Genomic DNA, 511 nt, shown 5'->3' on the forward strand with positions numbered 1-511 from the left:
ACGCTGTCGATGTTGAGCTCAGCCGCCTGAACCGCCACGGGGGCGAGCAGGCCGAGAGCTGCAGGAGCAACCAGCAGTTGCTGGAAGGGCTTCATGGATTCCTCACACAATAAGGAGCGCTGTTCCATGACGGAACACGGCGAAGTATAGATCCTGTTTCTTGCGCTGCAAGCGACGAGTCAGGCTCAGGTAACGCTCGACCAAGTGCCCCAAGTCACCCGGTTCGGCAACACACAAAAAAGCCCGACTGCATAGCAGCCGGGCGAGTTTGAGGAGATTGTGAGAGAAGTGAATCCCGAAGGATCAGAACTTGAAGGTGGTCTTGATGAAGCCGCCGAAGTTGTTGAAATCGGTACCGGAGGTTCCGATCGCGCCAACGTTCTTGGAGACCTGACCCAGAGGAGCGCTCAGGTAGTAGAGAGCCGGGGTCACGCTGATGTTGTCGGTGACCTGGAACTTGTACCACCACTCCCAGGCGTAGTTGCCATCGACGATGGCGGTCGCGGCGGCG

The 511-nt window shown here is 58.1% G+C and carries 1 protein-coding gene; it reads right to left on the reverse strand.

Features of this window, described 5'->3' with window-relative positions; translation table 11 throughout:
* Positions 1-303: 303 nt before the first annotated feature.
* Positions 304-511 (reverse strand): carbohydrate porin (locus KUG39_RS14800; RefSeq protein ID WP_216916036.1); only part of this gene is annotated, 208 nt, incomplete at its 5' end.

Origin of the sequence: Synechococcus sp. CCAP 1479/10 (assembly GCF_019038515.1) — a bacterium.
Lineage (GTDB): Bacteria > Cyanobacteriota > Cyanobacteriia > PCC-6307 > Cyanobiaceae > Cyanobium.